At 72.3% G+C, this 17,239-nt stretch carries 19 protein-coding genes; all 19 read left to right on the top strand.

Features of this window, described 5'->3' with window-relative positions; translation table 11 throughout:
- The first annotated feature begins 14 nt into the window (after window positions 1-14).
- The 19 genes from F8279_RS01195 to F8279_RS01105 all read left to right on the top strand — a co-directional run bounded on the left by F8279_RS01195 (window position 15) and on the right by F8279_RS01105 (window position 17,223).
- A complete protein-coding gene (locus F8279_RS01195; RefSeq protein ID WP_091417034.1) occupies window positions 15-1,382 on the top strand; it encodes a PHB depolymerase family esterase in 1,368 nt (455 codons plus the stop codon).
- Window positions 1,383-1,527: 145 nt separating this feature from the next.
- Window positions 1,528-1,908, top strand: coding sequence for a helix-turn-helix transcriptional regulator (locus F8279_RS01190; protein ID WP_151498828.1), 381 nt, complete (start codon window positions 1,528-1,530; stop codon window positions 1,906-1,908).
- Window positions 1,862-2,329, top strand: a complete 468-nt coding sequence (locus F8279_RS01185; RefSeq protein WP_151498827.1) for an SRPBCC domain-containing protein — start codon at window positions 1,862-1,864, stop codon at window positions 2,327-2,329. Before F8279_RS01190 ends, F8279_RS01185 begins: the two co-directional genes overlap by 47 nt.
- Window positions 2,322-2,747, top strand: coding sequence for a DUF6069 family protein (locus F8279_RS01180; RefSeq protein ID WP_091417028.1), 426 nt, complete (start codon window positions 2,322-2,324; stop codon window positions 2,745-2,747). The genes F8279_RS01185 and F8279_RS01180 overlap by 8 nt, the downstream gene beginning before the upstream one ends.
- Before the next feature lie 133 nt (window positions 2,748-2,880).
- Window positions 2,881-4,011 carry an ABC transporter permease gene (locus F8279_RS01175; RefSeq protein WP_151498826.1) on the top strand — a complete coding sequence of 377 codons (1,131 nt, stop codon included), beginning with the start codon at window positions 2,881-2,883 and terminating at the stop codon, window positions 4,009-4,011.
- The gene (locus F8279_RS01170; RefSeq protein ID WP_091417023.1) at window positions 4,008-4,733 is read left to right on the top strand and encodes an ABC transporter ATP-binding protein; all 726 of its coding nucleotides are present in this window, start codon (window positions 4,008-4,010) and stop codon (window positions 4,731-4,733) included. The genes F8279_RS01175 and F8279_RS01170 overlap by 4 nt, the downstream gene beginning before the upstream one ends.
- Before the next feature lie 60 nt (window positions 4,734-4,793).
- Window positions 4,794-5,378, top strand: coding sequence for a TetR/AcrR family transcriptional regulator (locus F8279_RS01165; RefSeq protein WP_091417020.1), 585 nt, complete (start codon window positions 4,794-4,796; stop codon window positions 5,376-5,378).
- Between the two features lie 488 nt (window positions 5,379-5,866).
- Entirely contained in the window at window positions 5,867-7,894 is a 2,028-nt protein-coding gene (locus F8279_RS01160; RefSeq protein WP_151498825.1) for an FAD-dependent oxidoreductase, read from the top strand.
- A 63-nt stretch (window positions 7,895-7,957) separates the two neighbouring features.
- Window positions 7,958-9,034 carry a class I SAM-dependent methyltransferase gene (locus F8279_RS01155; RefSeq protein ID WP_151498824.1) on the top strand — a complete coding sequence of 359 codons (1,077 nt, stop codon included), beginning with the start codon at window positions 7,958-7,960 and terminating at the stop codon, window positions 9,032-9,034.
- Entirely contained in the window at window positions 9,034-9,345 is a 312-nt protein-coding gene (locus tag F8279_RS01150; protein ID WP_091417013.1) for a hypothetical protein, read from the top strand. Before F8279_RS01155 ends, F8279_RS01150 begins: the two co-directional genes overlap by 1 nt.
- On the top strand, window positions 9,345-9,731 hold the full coding sequence (locus F8279_RS01145; protein ID WP_091417010.1) for a nuclear transport factor 2 family protein: 387 nt from the start codon (window positions 9,345-9,347) through the stop codon (window positions 9,729-9,731). Before F8279_RS01150 ends, F8279_RS01145 begins: the two co-directional genes overlap by 1 nt.
- Window positions 9,732-9,863: 132 nt before the next feature.
- A complete protein-coding gene (locus F8279_RS01140) occupies window positions 9,864-10,976 on the top strand; it encodes an ABC transporter substrate-binding protein (protein WP_151498823.1) in 1,113 nt (370 codons plus the stop codon).
- 25 nt (window positions 10,977-11,001) lie between these two features.
- Complete coding sequence (locus tag F8279_RS01135) at window positions 11,002-11,832, top strand: ABC transporter ATP-binding protein (protein ID WP_175438667.1); 831 nt, start codon at window positions 11,002-11,004, stop codon at window positions 11,830-11,832.
- A gap of 12 nt (window positions 11,833-11,844) precedes the next feature.
- Window positions 11,845-12,714, top strand: coding sequence for an ABC transporter permease (locus F8279_RS01130; RefSeq protein ID WP_151498822.1), 870 nt, complete (start codon window positions 11,845-11,847; stop codon window positions 12,712-12,714).
- 100 nt (window positions 12,715-12,814) lie between these two features.
- Window positions 12,815-13,561 carry an SDR family NAD(P)-dependent oxidoreductase gene (locus tag F8279_RS01125; protein WP_091417002.1) on the top strand — a complete coding sequence of 249 codons (747 nt, stop codon included), beginning with the start codon at window positions 12,815-12,817 and terminating at the stop codon, window positions 13,559-13,561.
- Between the two features lie 36 nt (window positions 13,562-13,597).
- Window positions 13,598-14,962 carry a M20/M25/M40 family metallo-hydrolase gene (locus F8279_RS01120; RefSeq protein WP_151498821.1) on the top strand — a complete coding sequence of 455 codons (1,365 nt, stop codon included), beginning with the start codon at window positions 13,598-13,600 and terminating at the stop codon, window positions 14,960-14,962.
- Window positions 14,959-15,786 carry an alpha/beta fold hydrolase gene (locus tag F8279_RS01115; protein WP_151498820.1) on the top strand — a complete coding sequence of 276 codons (828 nt, stop codon included), beginning with the start codon at window positions 14,959-14,961 and terminating at the stop codon, window positions 15,784-15,786. Before F8279_RS01120 ends, F8279_RS01115 begins: the two co-directional genes overlap by 4 nt.
- Complete coding sequence (locus tag F8279_RS01110; RefSeq protein WP_151498819.1) at window positions 15,783-16,247, top strand: Ohr family peroxiredoxin; 465 nt, start codon at window positions 15,783-15,785, stop codon at window positions 16,245-16,247. Before F8279_RS01115 ends, F8279_RS01110 begins: the two co-directional genes overlap by 4 nt.
- Window positions 16,234-17,223: an EamA family transporter gene (locus tag F8279_RS01105; protein WP_151498818.1), complete on the top strand. Its 990-nt coding sequence runs from the start codon at window positions 16,234-16,236 to the stop codon at window positions 17,221-17,223. The genes F8279_RS01110 and F8279_RS01105 overlap by 14 nt, the downstream gene beginning before the upstream one ends.
- Window positions 17,224-17,239 lie beyond the last annotated feature (16 nt).

Below are 17,239 nucleotides of genomic sequence, written 5' to 3'. Positions count from 1 at the left end.
TCGAAGGAGTCTCCGTGAGAATCAGAGCCAAGATGGTGGTGGCCCTGGCCGCGTCGCTGGCGGCGGCCGGCCTGGTGATCCCCACCGTCCAACCCGCGTACGCGGCGTCGCTGACCGAGGTGACCAGCTTCGGCGACAACCCGGGCCGGATGCGGATGCACGTCTACGTTCCGGACGCCCGCCCGGCCCGGCCGGCCACTGTGGTGGCCATGCACGGCTGCGGCGGTTCCGGCCCCGGCTTCTACTCCGGCAGCGAGTTCGCCGGGCTGGCCGACCGGTACGGGTTCATCGTGATCTATCCCAGCGCGACCCAGCAGGCCGGTTTCGGCAACTGCTTCGACACCTGGTCCGACGCGGCCAAGCGGCGCGGCGGCGGCAGCGACCCGGTGTCGCTCATCTCGATGGTCCGCTACGTCCAGCAGCAGTACGGCGCCGACCCGGACCGGGTCTACGCCACCGGCAGCTCGTCCGGCGGCATGATGACCAACCACATGCTGGCGCTCTACCCGGACGTCTTCAAGGCCGGCGCAGCGTTCATGGGCGTGCCGTTCAACTGCTTCGCCGGCGCCGCCGACTATCCGCCCGGGTCCAGCCAGTGCACCGGCGGGAACATGAACCGCACCCCGCAGCAGTGGGGTGACGCGGTCCGCCAGGCGTACCCCGGCTACACCGGGCCCCGTCCCCGGGTGCAGTTGTGGCACGGCACCAACGACACGCTGGTGCCGTACTCGCTGCTCCAGGAGACGATCGAGCAGTGGACGAACGTGTTCGGCCTCAGCCAGAACCCCACGTCCACCGACACGCCGCAGTCCGGCTGGAACCGGCGGCGCTACGCCGACGCCAACGGCACGGTCCAGGTCGAGGCGTACAGCATCCAGGGCGCCGGGCACAGCCTGCCGTCGGCGGGCATGGCCGCGGCCGCGGTGGCGTTCTTCGGCCTGACCAGCACTCCCGGTCCGACCACGCCGCCGCCCGGTCCGACCACGCCCCCGCCGGGCCCGACCACGCCGCCGCCCGGTCCGACCACACCCCCGCCGGGCCCGACCACCCCGCCGCCCGGCACCGGCGCCTGCTCGGTGAGCATCGAGCTGAACGCCTGGAACAACGGGCTGACCGAGAACATCACCGTCACCAACACCGGCACCGCCGCGGTGAACGGCTGGTCGCTGGCGTTCACGCTGCCCGGCGGCCAGACCATCACCTCGGGTTGGAACGCGTCCTACTCCCCCGCCTCGGGTCAGGTGACCGCGCGCAACGTCGCGTACAACGCGGTAATCCCGGCCCGCGGCTCGACCACCATCGGCTTCCAGGCCACGCACACGGGTAACACCGCCCGGCCCGGCTCGTTCAGCCTCAACGGCTCACCCTGCACGATCGCCTGACCGGCACCCCGCACTCCGGCGTTTCTTCCCACGGCGCCGGGGACGGCCCCGCGACCCGAGAGGTCGCGGGGCCGTTTCGCGCGTACGCCACGCCCACCGCGGCAAAACGTTGAACCGAACGGTTCAGTGTCGTACGGTGAACCTCGTGGTTCAGCAAGAGACGCTCGACCGGGTGTTCGCCGGCCTGGCCGATCCGACGCGACGCGACATCCTGATCCGGCTCGGCGCGGGGCCGGCCACCATCAGCGAGCTGACCGAGCCCACCGGGATGAGTCTCACCGGCGTGCGCAAGCACGTGCGCGCGCTGGAGGACGCGGGCCTCGTGGTGACGCGCAAGGTCGGCCGGTCCCGGCAGTGCCGGCTCAGCGAGGCGCCGCTGGACCAGGCCATGGCCTGGATCGCCTTCTACCGACGGCTCTGGGCACGTCGCCTCGACGGCATCGACGCCTACCTCACACTCACCACGAAGGACCGCGACCATGACACTCCACATGCGAGTGACACGACACCTTCCGGGCACCCCTGACGAGGCGTTCGACGCCTACACCGACGCGGGCAAACAGAAGATCTGGTTCGGCATCCTCGACGAGGAGCCCGGCATCGTGGAGATCGACGTCGACCTGCGGGTCGGCGGGAGACAGACCGCCGTCTGGGGCCCCTCCCCCGACATGCTGTTCCGTGAGACGCAGACGTTCCTGGAGATCGACCGCCCGCACCGGCTGGTCACCGAGTCGACCGGCGCCGGCCCGGACGGCGCGACCCTGACCACGCGCATCGAGGTCACCTTCGAGGCGAGGGACGGCGGCACGCTGATGACTGTGGTGCAGAGCGGCTTCCCGACCCCGCAGCTGCGCGACTTCTTCGTCGGCGAGGTCTGGGCCGGGGCGTTCGCCCGCATCGAGGCCTACCTGATCCGAGAGCACGCAGAGGAGACCTCCCGTGGCTGACCTGTCCCGCACCGCCGTCGTCGCGCTCGCCACCGCCGTCGCGGTGGTCGTCAACCTGGTCGTGTACGCCATCGGCCGCGCCGCCGGCGGCAGCTTCCTGTTCACCGCCGACGGCCGGCGGGTGGAGGTCGACGCGGTGACCGTCGCGGGCTTCAGCGCGCTGCCGCTGGCGCTCGGGCTCACCGCCGTCGCCCTGCTGGCCTCCCGGTTCGCCTGGGTGGTCCGGGCCGCGCTGACCATCGGCCCGGCGCTCGCGGTGCTCACCATCGCCACCATGACACTGCCCGCCGACCTGGACACCACCAGCACGATCACGCTGGCGGTGTGCCACCTCACGCTCGCCCCGATCATCGTCGTCGCGGTGACCGCTCTCGGGCGGCGCGCGCGCCGCGCCACCGCCGGCCCGGTCGCCGCCTGACAACGGGTGCGGCCGGCCGTGCCGGCCGGCCGTCACGGATTGTGGTCGGGTAGACAGCCGCCGCCACCTTTTTGCCGACACCGCGTTGTTAACATGGCGACATGGTGTCGACAAGTTTGAGAGGTGGCGGCTGATGTTCCTGGCCATTCGCGAGCTGGGGTTCGCGCGGCTGCGATTCGCCCTGATGGGGGCCGTGATCGCGCTGATCTCGGTGCTGATGGTGATGCTGTCCGGCCTGTCCGTCGGGCTGGTCCGCGACGGCGTCTCCGGCCTGCAGAACCTGCCGGTCACCTCGTTCGCCTTCGCCCACGGCGTGCAGCACGACTCGGCGTTCTCGCGCAGCGTGGTGGACGCCTCGGCGGTGGACACCTGGCGCGACCAGCCGGGCGTGGCGGAGGCGACCCCGTTCGGCAACACGCTGATCAACGGGCGCACCGACGGGGGCACCGAGGTCGACCTGGCGCTGTTCGGCGTCGAGACCGACTCGTTCCTGTCGCCCGCCGTCAGCGAGGGCGACCGGCTCGGCCCGGCGGACGGGATCGTGGTGAGTCCCACCGCCATCGACGCGGGCCTGCGCGTCGGTGACACCGTGACGGTGGACCGGCTGGGCACGCGGCTGCGCGTCGTCGGCGTCACCGAGCAGCAGGACACCTTCGGCCACGTCGATGTGGCGTACGTGCCGCTGGCGACGTGGCAGGCGGTCAAGTCCGGCACCCCGGCCGGCGCGCAGGTGCCGGCGCAGGCGACCCAGGAGATCACCGCCGTCGCGGTCCGTGCGGCCGACGGCGACTCGGTGGACCTGGCCGCGGGCGACAAGGCCGCGGGCACGGAGAGCCTGACGCTCGACGAGTCCTACGGCGCCTCGCCGGGCTACACCGCGGAGACCACCACGCTCCAGCTGATCCAGGGCTTCCTCTACGCGATCTCGGCGCTCGTGGCCGGCGCGTTCTTCGCGGTCTGGGCGATCCAGCGCCGGCAGGAGGTCGCCGTGCTGCGGGCACTGGGCGCCTCGACCCGCTGGATGCTGCGCGACGCCCTCACCCAGGCACTGATCCTGCTGGCCCTCGCCATCGCCGTCGGCATGGGTATCGGCCTCGGCCTCGGCGCGCTGATCTCCGGCGGCAACGTCCCGTTCGCGCTGCACCCGCAGAGCATCGCCGCCGCCGCGGCCGGACTGCTCGTGCTCGGCCTGGTCGGCGCGGCAGCCGCCGTCGTCCGCCTCACCTCCATCGACCCGGCTACCGCCCTGGGAGGCAACCGATGAGCAGCCGGACCACACCGTCCCCGTCGGCTCCGGGCACCACCCCGGCCGACCTCGGCCTGGTCATGCGCGGCGTGCACCTGCGGCACGGCGACGGCGCGGAGACCGTGCACGCGCTCGACGACGTCGACCTGACCGTCGCGCCGGGCGAGCTGGCCGCGATCGTGGGGCCCTCCGGCGCGGGCAAGTCCAGTCTGCTCGCCGTCGCCGGCGGGCTGGCCCGCCCCGACGAGGGCACCGTCACAGTGGCCGGGCACGACATGACCGTGTCCAGCCGCCGGGCGCGCACCGAACTGCGCCGCCGGCACGTGGGGTTCGTGTTCCAGTCGGGCAACCTGCTGCCCGCGCTGACCGCCGCCGACCAGCTGCGCCTGCCACTGCGGCTGGGCGGACGCCGGGACCGGTCCGGACGCGACCCGCTGCAGATGCTCGCGCACGTCGGCCTGGCCGGGAAGGCCGACCGCCGGCCGCACCAGCTCTCCGGCGGCGAGCGCCAGCGCGTCGGCATCGCCCGGGCGCTGATGACCGAGCCCTCGGTGCTGCTGGTGGACGAGCCGACAGCGGCGCTGGACCGGGCCCGCAGCCACGACATCGTCCAGCTGCTCGCCCAGGAGGCGCGGGAGCGTTCGGTGGCCGTCGTGATGGTCACTCACGATCACGACGTGCTGCAATACTGTGACACCATCTACGAGATGATCGACGGCAAGCTCGCCACGAGCAGCTGATCGACGAGCAGGGAGCGACGCGGACCGGACACGGGCGGCGGGAGACACGGGGAGGTCGGTGTGCCGAAGATCCAAGCCTCGACCGTCGCGGAACACCGGGCCGCGCAGCGGGCGGCGTTGCTCGACGCCGCCCGCACCCTGCTCTCCGAGCACCCGGAAGAGATTCCGAGCCTGGCCGACGTCGCCCGGCACGCCGGGCTGGCCCGGTCCAGCGCGTACTCGTACTTCAAGTCCCGCACCGACATGTTCGACGTGCTGGTCGCCGACACCTTCCCCCGGTGGTCGGCCTTCGTCGAGAAGCAGATGGCCGAGGCCCGCACGCCGGGGGCGAGGATCCTGGCGTACGTCGAGGCCAACCTGCAACTGGTTGCCCGGGGCGACCACGCGCTGGCCCGGGCACTGGCGTCGGTGGGCAACAGCGAGGTGCTGGCGACCTCCAGCCGGCTGCTGCACGACAGCCTCGAGGCGCCGCTGCGCGCCGCCCTCACCGAGCACGGGGCGAGCGACCCGGACCGGATGGCGGAGCTCGTCCAGTCGGTCGTCTACGCCCTCAGCCGCATGATCGAGAACGGTCTCGACCTTCCGGCGGCCAGGGGCCTCGCCCGCGAGCTGCTCACGCCGTACCTGCGCTCGGACGCCGGCTGACCGTCCGCCCCTGAACTCCGGCGCGGCGCTACGGCGTCCGGCCGTCACCACACCTGCTGAACAACGTCGGCCCGGGTCGTCGCCGGCAGCCGCACCACGGGTGCGCGCCCGGTCGACGACCCGGGCCGACGCGCGTCCGGAGCCGGCGCCCGGAGACGCACCGGCGTTCCCGGAGGACGCCCGCCGACACGGTCCGGCGCAGCCGTCCGAACGATCGGTACGGGCCGCCGACCGGGGATCGGCGGCCGGCACTGCCGTCCGATCAGGAGCATCCGAACGACCGACCGCAGCATCGACGGTCATCATCGGTCACCGTTCCGCCTGGTGGAACAGCAGCTCAAAGGCGGTGCGGCGGGCTAAGTTACTGATCGGTAGCCCGTTGACGGCATGTGAACCCGGCCCTACCGTTCCACTCAATCGAACGCCGTACGGTTCAACCGAACGCCCTCGGCCTCGCCGAGTGCGGCCCGAAACAGGAAGTCCGAGGCATGCCTGACGACAAGCTTCTCGCTCTTCTCTCCCCCACCCGGCTGGGTCGTCTCACATTGCGGAACCGGGTCTTCGTCCCCGGCCACACCACTAACTTCGGACTGAACAACGCGCCCACCCGCCGCCACGTCGCCTACCACGCGGAGCGGGCGCGCGGTGGCGCCGGCCTGATCATCACCGAGGCGATCCGTGTGCACCCCACGAGCGCGGGCCGCAGCATCAGCCTCGGCAGCTTCGACGACTCGTCGATCCCGGCGTACGCGGCGGTGACCGAGGCCGTGCACGAGCACGGCGCCCGCATGTTCGCCCAGATCATGCACGCCGGGCGGCAGGCCAACGGCGACGCGACCCGCACCGCCGCCTGGTCCTCGTCGCCGGTGCCGTGGGCGGCCGGCTCGCACGTCCCGCACGCGATGGGGCGCCGGGACATCGCCGTCGTCGTCGCCGCGTTCGCCGCCGCCGCGCGCCGGATGCGCGAGGCCGGCTTCGACGGGCTCGAAGTGCACGCCGGCCATGGCCACCTCCTCCAGCAGTTCCTCTCCCCGCACACGAACACCCGCGACGACGCGTACGGCGGCAGCCTCGACAACCGGATGCGCCTGACCCGCGAGGTGCTGACCGCGGTGCTGGCCGCCGCCCCCGAACTGCCCGTCGGGCTGCGGGTCAGCGCCGACGAGTTCCTGCCCGGCGGCCTCGACCCGGCCGCGGTGCTGGAGATCGTCGGCAAGCTGCGCGCCGAGTTCCCCCTCGCCTACGTGCACGTCAGCCACTCCGCCTACCACGGCAGCTGGTCGCTGGCGACGCAGATGGCGGACATGAGCTTCGGCCACGCCCCGTTCCGGCACCACGCGGCGCTGTTCAAGCAGGAGTTCCCGGACCTGCCGGTGCTCGCGGTGTGCCGGCTGGACAGCCTGCCGGAGGCGGCCGAACTCGTCGCCGCCGGCGAGGCCGACCTGGTCGGCCTGGCCCGCCCGCACATCGCCGACCCGCACCTGGTCCGCAAGGCCGAGCAGGGCCGCCAGCACGAGGTACGCGCCTGCCTGGCCTGCAACCAGGGCTGCATCGGCCGGCTGGAGACCAGCCTGCCGATCTCGTGCGTGGTCAACCCGGAGGTCGGCGCCGAGCGGGAGTGGGCCGACGCCTGGCCGGAGCTGCCCGGGCCGTCCGGCGCGCGGAACGTCCTGGTCGTCGGCGGTGGGCCGGCCGGGCTGGAGGCCGCCCTCTCCGCGCACCGGGCCGGGCACCGGGTGACCGTCGTGGAGGCACGGGACCACCTGGGCGGACAGGTGGAGATGGCCGCGCGCGTACCCGGACGGGAGCGGCTCGGGCTGCTCACCCGTGACCTGGCCCGCGACGTGGCGGCCGCCGGCATCCCGGTCCGGCTCGGCCACCGCGCCGGCGTCGACGACGTGCTGACCGGCGGCTACCAGGACGTCGTCCTCGCCACCGGCTCCCGTCCCGCCCGCCGGGAGCTGCCCGGCGGCCCGCCGGTGATCGACATCTGGCAGGCCGTCGACAACCTGGCCGACCCCGGCTACCGGCCGGCCGGTGCCGTCGTCGTGCTGGACGACGAGGGCACCTGGTCGGCGGCGTCGGTCGCGGAGGCGCTCGCCCGCCGGGGCGCCCGCGTCCACCTCGTCTCCCCCACCGCCACGGTGAGCGCCAAGATCACCACGTACTCGCGGCTGGCGCTGCTCAAGCGCTTCGCGGACCTGGGGATCGCGGTCCACCCGATGCGGACCGCCCGCGCCGCGGGCGCCACGGCGGTGGCCCTCGGCGGCCCGCTCGCCGGCGGCGACACGATCGTCGAGGACGTCACCACGGTCGTCGACGGCGGTTCGGCGCAGGCCGCGGACGAGTTGTACCGGCAGCTCGACGCGCTGCCCGACGGCCCCCACGTCCACGTCGTCGGCGACGCGAACGCCCCCCGCACCGCCTTCGAGGCCGTCTACGAGGGACGCATGGCCGGCGCGTTCCTCGGCGCCTACGACACCGCGTCCGCCCAGCGCGTGCGGTACGCCCACTGACCCGTCCACCCCGGTAGCGGTGCACCGCGGACCGGACCTCCCCCACCTGCAGAGGAGACAAGCATGCTGGACATCGAGGAGCGCCTCACCCTGGATGAGCGTTCCGCCGTGGACTTCGTCCTCGGCCTGCGCAAGCGCTGGGCGGACACCGTCTACCCGGCGCTGCGCGAGGAGTACGGCGCCACCGGGGCGTCGGCCACGACGATCGCCGACGCCGGTCAGGTGCTGCGTGGTCTTCCGCTCTACCCGTGGTTCAGCCACCTGGAGCGGGTGCAGCAGAAGATGCTCTGGAAGGTCGCCGGCGACGCGGTGCTCAGCCGCCGCGAGGAGCTGACCGACCAGCTCACCTCGCTGCCCGAGCAGCCGAAGGGCTCGCTGGAGCTGAACCCCGACCTGGAACTGCCCGACTGGTACACCGACTACGACATCCACATCCAGCCCGGCAGCTTCTTCTCCGACGACATGTCCGCCTACGTGTACGAGTTCGGCGCGCGCATCGTCATGCTGCGCGACAACGACGGCTACAAGTTCCACACGCTGTTCGCCAGGACCGCGCTGCCCGAACTGCCCGCGGCGACCCGGATCGTCGACATCGGGTGCGGTTTCGGCAAGAGCACCCGCCCGCTGCCGGCCAAGTACCCGACCGCGCAGGTGATCGGCGTGGACCTGGCCGCGCCCGGTCTGCGCCTGGCCCACGCCGAGGCCGAGGCGACCGGACTCACGATCGACTACCGGCAGGCCGACGGCCGGGCCACTGGCATCGAGTCGGACAGCTGCGACGTGGTCACCGGCACGATGGTCCTGCACGAGATGCCGGCCGCCGCGATCCGGGAAACGATCGTGGAGGCGGCGCGCCTGCTCAAGCCGGGCGGCTCGCTGCGCTTCCTGGAGTTCATGCTGACCGGCGACCCGGTGCGCGACGCCACCGTCTACGAGCACGCCGAGCGCAACAACGAGCCGTTCTTCCACGACCTGTTCGGCTCGGACCTGATCGAGGTCTGCACCGAGGCCGGTCTGACCGACGTGTCGTGGACCCCGTTCGACGAGCGCCGCAACGGCGTCCAGCCGCAGGGCTGGGGCGACCGTCCCGAGTGGCACTTCCCCTGGGCCGTACTGGCCGCGACCAAGCCGGAGGCGTGATGAGCACCGAGTTCGACTACTTCGGAGACCCCAAGGTCGGCAAGCTGCTCGACCTGGTGCTGCAGCTCTCCACCGAGCTGCACGTGACCCGCCAGCGGGTACGCGTCGTCGAGGCGCTGCTGACCCGCTCCGGCGCGCTCACCGCGGGCGCCGTCGACGAGTTCGTCTCCACCGAGGAGGAGCAGCAGGTCCTCGACCGCGAGCGGGACGCGCTGCTGGCCCGCCTGATGCGCATCCTCACCGAGCACGGCCCCGCGGAGCACCCGCTGCGGGACCAGTGGGAGGCGGCCCTGAGCGAGAAGACGGGCTGATGACCACACCGGACGCGCCCGGCCTGATCGACAGGTACCTACAGCTGTGCGAGGACCGCGAGCTCGACGAAGCAGGCCGCTTTCTCGCGGAGCGGGCCCGGTTGGTCTTCCCGGGCGGCCGGGAGTACTCGTCGCTGCGGGAGATGGCGGCCGCGTCGACCGGAACCTACCGGTGGGTGCGCAAGCACCGGGACCGCTACCTGGTGGGTGACGCCGACGGGCGGGTCACTGTGACCTCGCTCGGGCGGCTGTACGGGGAATGGCTCGACGGCACTCCGTTCGAGGACATCCGCTACGCGGACGTGTTCGTGCTCGACGGCGGACTGATCGTCGAGCAGCACGTCTACAACGATCTGGCCCTGGTCGCGCAGCAGCGCGACGCCTGACCGGCACTGGTCGCGCAGCAGCGCGACGCCTGCCGGACAACGGTCGCGCGGCAGCGCGACGGCTGATTCCCCCACCTCCGCCGCCCCGGCGGCGGAGGTGGTCTCCCCCGACTCATGACGAGGTGTGTGCATATGAAACGAAAGTGGGCTCTGCTCCCGGCGGCGCTGGCCGCCGCGCTGGTCCTGTCCGCGTGCGGCGGCGGCTCCGACGACGACGGCGCCGGCGGCGAGGGCAAGGAGGCGAAGCTGACCATGGCCATCGCCTCCGCCGTGATCGGCCCGAAGGAGGAGGTGGCCGTCTACGCGGTCGCCAAGGAACTCGGCTACTTCGCCGAGGAGAAGCTGACCGTCGAGACGATCAACGCCGACGGCTCGGTCGCCGCCCTCCAGGCGGTCGCGTCCGGCAGCGGCGACATCACCCCCGCCGACGCCGGCTCGGCGCTCGGCGCGGTGGAGAAGAACGTGCCGATCAAGGCGATCGGCGGCCTGGTGCAGAACTGGCCGTGGGTGATGGCTGTGAAGCCGGACTCCCCGATCACCGGCGGCGCCGACCTGCGCGGCAAGAAGATCGGCGTGATCAGCCTGGCCTCCGGCTCGGCCCCTTACGCCCGCGCCTACGTCAAGGCCGCCGGCCTGGACCCGGCCAAGGACGTCGAGCTGCTGCCGGTGGGCGTCGGCGCGCAGGCCGCCGCCGCGCTCAAGGACGGCAAGGTCGACATGCTGGCGCTCTACACCCAGGCGTACGCGGTCATCGAGAACGCCGGCACCGAGCTGAAGTACCTGACCAACCCGGACGTGTTCAGCGGCATCCGGTCGCTGACCTTCAGCGTCGGCGCCCGTGACTTCGACGCCAAGAAGGACTCGTACGAGCGGTTCCTGCGCGCGGCGTACAAGGCGATGCTCTTCTCGGCGAAGAACCCCGAGGCCGCCATGAAGATCGGCTACAAGGTCTTCCCGCAGATCCTCGCCGGCAAGTCCGCCGACGAGCGCCTCAAGGCGGACACCGAGAGCCTGACCGCCTGGCTGAAGACGGCCACCCCGGCCAGCGGCGACCCGGAGCAGTTCGGTGACTGGGGCGCGATCAGCGACGACGAGTGGGCGAAGACCCAGGCGTACACCAAGGAGGCCGGGCAGATCACCGGCGAGGTCGACCTCAAGAAGCTGTGGGACCCGAGCCTGCTCTCCGGCGCGAACGACTTCGACAAGGCCGCGGTGCTGAGCAAGGCCGCGAACTACACCGCCTAGGCAGCGGACAGCGGAAGGGATTTCGATGGCCATCAAGGCGACGGCCCGCCGGGCGCAGACGCAGGCTCCGGCATCGGTGTCGGAAGACTCCTGGATCGAGATCGACGGGCTGGACAAGGAGTACCGGCCCCGGAAGTCGGCACCGACCCAGGCGCTGAGCGACATCAACCTGACGGTACGTCGCGGCGAGTTCATCTCGGTCGTGGGACCGTCCGGGTGCGGCAAGACCACTTTGCTGAAGATCCTCGCCGGGCTCAGCCCGAAGTCCGGCGGCGCGGTACGGATCGCCGGGCGGGACGTGACGAAGCCCCTTCCCGAGGTCGGGATGGTGTTCCAGGCACCGACGCTGCTGCCGTGGCGCACCATCTTCGACAACGTGATGGTGCCGGCGGAGATCCAGCGACTGGATCCCCGCCGGCACCGGGAACGCGCGCAGCAGTTGCTCGAGATGGTCGGTCTCAACGGCTTCGAGCAGAAGTACCCGCACGAGCTCAGCGGCGGCATGCAGCAGCGCGCCGGCATCTGCCGGGCGCTCGTGCACGACCCGGCGGTACTGCTGATGGACGAGCCGTTCGGCGCGCTCGACGCGATGACCCGCGAGTACATGAACGTGGAGCTGCTGCGCATCTGGCAGGAGAGCAACCAGACGATCGTGCTGGTCACGCACTCCATCCCGGAGGCGGTGTTCCTCTCCGACCGGGTGGTCGTGCTCAGCCCCCGGCCGGGCCGCATCGCGGAGGTCCTGGACATCGACCTGGAGCGGCCGCGTGACCTCGGCGTCATGTCGTCCGACCGGGCCGGGGTCTACGTGGAGCGGATCCGCCGACACTTCAACGCCGCCGGCGTTATCGACTGACGAGGGACAGCCATGGCAACAAGCAACCTGGTCCGCGAGCCGGCCCAGCCACCGGCGCCGTCCGCCCGGCCCGCCCGGCCCGCCCGGCCCGCCCGGCGCAAGTTCGACCTCCGCGAGAAGCCCCAGCTCTGGCTGGTCCCGACGGTCTTCGTCGTGGTCGTGCTGGCCTGGGAGTACGGCGTCCAGCTCATCGGCGTCGACGAGTACGTCCTGCCGCTGCCGTCGAGCGTGGTCGAGTCGCTGTGGCAGCAGCTCGGCGACGACCAGTTCTGGGGTCACTTCTGGGTGACCACCCAGGAGGCGCTGCTCGGGTTCGTGATCGGTGTCGGGGCCGCGCTGCTGCTCGGCACGTTCATCTCCCAGATCAAGATCGTCGAAGCCACCCTGATGCCGTACATCGTGGCCTTCCAGACCGTGCCGAAGGTCGCCCTGGCCCCGCTGTTCGTGGTCTGGTTCGGTTTCGGCCTGACCAGCAAGGTGGTCATGGCCGCGGTGATCTCGTTCTTCCCGATGCTGGTCAACGTCATCGAGGGTCTGCGTGCCGCCGACGCCGACAAGATCCAGATGCTGACGGTGTTCGGCGCGAGCAAGACCCAGATCTTCCGGATGGTCCGGCTGCCCAGCGCGCTGCCGTTCATCTTCGCCGGCCTGGACATCGGCATCGTCTTCGCCATCCTCGGCGCGGTCGTCGGCGAGTTCATCGGCGCCAAGGAGGGCCTGGGCTACCTGCTGCTGCAGACCAACTACAACTTCGACATCGCCGGCATGTTCGCCGTCCTGGTGGTCCTGTCGGTGATGGGTCTGGTGGCGCACTTCGTGATCCGGCTGCTCCAGAAGCGCCTGGCCTTCTGGGCCGAGGACACGAAGGTGATCGGCGCGTGACGGCAGCTGACGGGACCGTCGTCACGCGTGCGGAGCACCGGCCGGGCGTGGTTCACGCCCGCCCGGCCGGTGGCCGAACGGGAAAGGCAGGACACGAGACATGAACACCGACCCGAACCGGTTCGACGGACGGGTGGCCCTGGTGACCGGGGCGGCCCGCGGCATCGGCGCCCGCATCGCCGCGACCCTCGCTCAGCGCGGCGCGACGGTGGCGCAGGCCGACCTGCTCGACGACTGGGCGGAGGCCGAGCTGACCGGCGGCGCGCACACCCGGCACCGGGTGGACGTCCGGTCGGCCGCCTCCTGCACCGCCCTGGTGGCCGAGGTCCTGGACTCCCACGGCCGCCTCGACCTGCTCGTCAACAACGCCGGGATCGTCCGGCGCGGACCGGCTGCGACGATGTCCGAGGAGGACTTCACCGCCGTCCTGGACGTCAACCTGACCGGCACGTTCCGGATGTGCCAGGCCGCGTACCCGGCCCTGCGGCAGACCCGCGGCGCGGTGGTGAACATCGGCTCCACGAACGGGCACATCGCGGTGCTGAACACGCTCGGCTACTGCGTCAGCAAGGCCGGCGTGATGCACATGGCGCGCGTGCTGGCCCTGGAGTGGGCGCCGGACCGGATCCGGGTCAACGCCGTCGGACCCACGATCGTGCCCACCGACATGACCTCCGACGTACGCGGCGACGAGGCGTACCTGGCCGACAAGATGGCGAGCATCCCGCTGGGCCGGATGGCGCAGCCGCAGGACGTCGCCAACGCGGTCGCCTACCTGCTCAGTGACGCCGCCGCCATGACCACCGGGCAGACGATCTTCGTCGACGGCGGCGTCACCATCCACTGACTTTCCCCCTCTCCGACCCCTTCTGTGAGGACCACCATGCCCAAACCGGATACCGCGGCCGCTCTCGCGGCCGTCGACGCGCACTTCGACGAGTTCGTCGAGGAGCTCCAGCAGCTGTGCCGCATCCGCAGCCGCCGGCAGGAGCCGGAGCAGATGGAGGCCACCGCCGAGTTCATCGCCGGGTCGGTCCGCCGCTGGGGCGGCGAAGCCGAGATCATCCCGTGGGAGCAGTCGTACCCGTACGTGCTGGCCGAGGTGCCCGGCGAGGGCGACAAGGCGCTGCTGCACTTCACCCACTACGACGTGGAGGTCGAGCCGGCCGGTGACGACGCCGACTGGATCAGCCCGCCGTACGCCGCGGAGATCCACGACGGCCGGCTGTACGCCCGGGGCGTGGCCGACGACAAGGGCGTCGTCATGTCCCGCATCCACGCGGCGGCGGCCTGGAAGCTGGCCGGGCTGACCCCGCCGGTGACCAACCGGATCATCTTCGAGGGCAAGAAGTGGCTGCACAGCCCGGGCCTGGGCTCGTTCGTGCAGGCGCACGCCGACCGGCTCGCCAGCGACGCGGCGCTGTGGGAGAACTCCTGGCTCGACGGCGAGGACCGGCTGCTGCTCAAGCTCGCCGAGAAGGGCGTGCTCTACCTGCGGCTCACCGCGCAGACTCTGCCGCGTGACCTGACCAGCCAGAACACCGCGCTGCTGCCGGCCGCCACGGCCCGGCTGGCCGCCGCCCTGGCGCAGCTGCAGCGGCCCGACGGCACCGTGACGATCCCCGGTTTCGCCGACGACGCGCGGCCGCCGACCGACGAGGAGCGGGCGCTGCTGGAGAAGGTGGCGTTCGACGGGGACTTCCTGCGCAAGCGGGCCCAGGTCGACCGGTTCACCGGTGACCTCGACGACCAGGCCGCCGCGGTGGCCATCCGGACCGTGCCGACGCTCACCGTCGCGGGTTTCGCCGGCGGCGACATGCGCGACGACGTGACGCTCGGCATCCCGTCCACCGCCTCGGCGAAGCTGGAGATCCGGCTGGTGCCGGGCCAGGACCCGGACCGGGTGCTCGGCTGCATCCGCGACCACCTGGCGGCGACCGGCTTCGGTGACCTGCGCATCGAGGTGATGGCGACCAGCCGGCCCAACCTCACCGACCACCGCGACCCGTTCGTCGCGCTCGTCGCCGACACGGCCCGCCGGGTGTACGGGACCGAGCCGGTGATCGAGCCGTACACGCAGTGGATCGGCAACCAGGGCGTGATCGCCGACCGGCCGATCGTCGGCGTCGGCGTGTCCCGGGCCGACTCCGGTGTGGACGGCCCGAACGAGAACATCCGGCTGGACGACTACAAGGCCGGCATCAAGCACGTCATCGAGGTCATGGCGGCGCTGGCGGTGGCCGAGTGACCCGGGCCCGCGGCGTGGCCCGCCGCGCCTACGTCGACGTGCCGTGGGGGCAGGTGCACTACCGGCACGGCGGCGACGCCGACGCCCCGGTGCTGCTGATCCTGCACCAGTCCCCGCTCTCCTCGGCCACCTACGACACGGTGATCGAGCCGCTGGCCCGCCGCGGCCTGCGGGTGATCGCCCCGGACACGCCGGGGTTCGGCATGTCCGACGCGCCGCCGCGCCCGTGGTCCATCCCGGAGTACGCGGCCGGGGTGTGGCAGTTCGCCGACGCCCTCGGACTGTCCCGGGTGCACCTGCTCGGCCAGCACACCGGCGCGATCGTCGGCGCGGAGGCGCTGATGTCGGCGCCGGAGCGGGTGCACCGGCTGATCCTCCAGGGCATCCCGCTCTACGACGAGCAGGAGCGGGCGGAGAAGAAGCGGTCGTACGCGCCCGGCTACGTGCCGGCCCGCGACGGCGCCCACCTGAAGGTGATCTGGGACCGGGTGTACGGCCTGTACCCGCGCCTGACCCCGGAGGAGGCGGACCGCCAGGTCACCGAGTACCTGCTGACCGGCCCGGACTACGCCACCGCGTACCGGGCGGTGTTCGACCACCACGTCGACACCGCGGCCCTGGACGCGCTGCCCATCGTGCTGCTGCACGGCGCCGACGACCTGCTGGACCGGATGACGCCGCAGGTGCGGGCCGCGCTGCCCGGCGCCGAGCTGGTCACCATCCCCGGTGGCACCGACTTCGTGGCCGACGAGCAGCCGGAGGCGTTCGCCGACGCGGTCGCCGCGCAGGTGCACGCCGACCTCGGGCGGGAGGTGGCGGCATGAGCGCCGGCACCCCGGTCACCGAGGCGAAGGTCGTACCGGCGAACACGCTCTACACCGCGACCGTCGAGGTCTCCGGCGGCCGGGGCGGCCGCGCCCGGTCGCTGACCGGGTCGCTGCGGGTCGACCTGACCCGTCCCGCGCAGCGGGGTCCGGACGCGCCCGGCACCGACCCGGAGGAGCTGTTCGCGGCCGGGTACGCGGCCTGCTTCGACAGCGCGCTCACGGTGGCCGCCCGGCAGGCCGGCATCCGGCCCGGTCCGACCACTGTCACCGCCTCGGTCTCCCTCGGGCAGACGCAGGACGGCCGGTACGCGATCGCCGTGGTGCTGGACGTGTCCGCGCCGCAGTGCCCGCAGGCGGAGCTGGAACGCGCGGTGGAGCTGGCCGACCGGATGTGCCCCTACTCGAACGCCCTGCGGGGCAACACCGCGGTGGCGATCCGGGTCGATGGCCACCGCTGACCTGACCCGGCCCGCAGCGGTCCGCCACCCGGCGGATCCGCCGCGGCCCGCCGGCCCGATGGCCCTGGCCGTCGGGCTCGGCGCGGTCTACCTGATCTGGGGCTCGACCTACCTGGGCAACCGGGTGGCCCTGGACAGCATCCCGCCGCTGGTCGCCACCTCGGCCCGGTTCCTGGCCGCCGCGCTGCTGCTGTTCGCGGTGGCGGCGCTGCGCCGGGGACCGGCCGGGCTGCTGCTGCCCCGGCGGCAGTGGGGCGGGGTGGGCGCCAGCGGGCTGCTGATGGTCGGTGCGGGCAGCGCGCTGCTCGCACTGGGCCAGCAGTACGTGCCGACAGGGCTGACGTCGCTGCTGGTGGCGGGCATGCCGCTGTGGGTGCTGGTGTTGCGGCTGGCGGTCGGTCCACGGCCGTCGGCGCTCGCGGCCGTGGGCGTGCTGGGCGGGGTGGCCGGGCTGGCGCTGCTGTTCTCGGTGCCGACGCAGGGGTGGCACCTGGGCGGGATGCTGCTGGTGGTGGTCTCCACGATGGTGTGGGCGCTGGGCTCGACGCTGTCGCAGCGGCTGCACATGCCGGCCGACCACCTGGTCGGCACCGGCTGGCAGATGCTCGTCGGTGGCGTCGCGGTGGCGGTGGCCAGCGTGGTCAGCGGTGAGCTGGGGCGGTTCCGCCCGGGCGACGTGACGGGCCGGTCCTGGCTGGCGTGGACCTACCTGATGCTGGTGTGCACAGTGGTCGGGTTCAGCGTCTACACGTGGCTGCTGCGCAACGCGCCGATCCAGCTCGCGTCCACCTACGCGTACGTCAACCCGGTGGTGGCGGTTCTGCTCGGCATGATGGTGCTGGATGAATCGTTGTCCGGACGACAGGTGCTCGCCGGTGCCGTGGTGCTCGCCTCGGTGGCGCTCGTCATCGCGCGGGAGCGACCCCGGCAGGCCGGCGGCCTCCCGCCCGGGAAGACCCCCGTCGCACCAGCCTGACGCCCGGCGACCCCGC

The sequence above is a fragment of the Micromonospora sp. AMSO1212t genome (genome assembly GCF_008868145.1).
GTDB classification, from domain to species: Bacteria; Actinomycetota; Actinomycetes; order Mycobacteriales; family Micromonosporaceae; genus Micromonospora; species Micromonospora tulbaghiae.
This window is presented reverse-complemented; position numbering and strand designations above follow the sequence as displayed.